Annotated in this window: 1 protein-coding gene; it reads left to right on the top strand. The window is 49.8% G+C overall.

The window, feature by feature from the left end:
• Window positions 1-263: X2-like carbohydrate binding domain-containing protein (locus CA600_RS30730; protein WP_143812247.1), on the top strand; the 263-nt coding region annotated here is incomplete at both ends.

Raw genomic sequence — 263 nt, 5'->3', positions numbered from 1 at the left:
CGATCAAGAACGGAACAGCCACCCTCGTAGCTGGAACGGATTGCACAGTCAGCGGATCGACGGTGACGATTAAGAAATCATATCTGGCGACACAAGCGGTAGGAACAACCACGTTGACGTTTAGCTTTAGCGCGGGAGCTGCGCAATCCCTGGCAGTTACGGTGACGGATACGACAACACCAGTATCCAATTCCACAATAACGCCAACAACCGCAAGCTTCGATAAGAAAATAGCGAATCAAGCTGATGTAGCAGTAACTATG

It is taken from the genome of Paenibacillus sp. VTT E-133280 (genome assembly GCF_002264385.1).
Classification (GTDB): domain Bacteria; phylum Bacillota; class Bacilli; order Paenibacillales; family Paenibacillaceae; genus Paenibacillus_AQ; species Paenibacillus_AQ nitricinens.
Note: the sequence above shows the minus strand (reverse complement) of the source record. Positions and strands in the feature narration are given on the sequence as shown.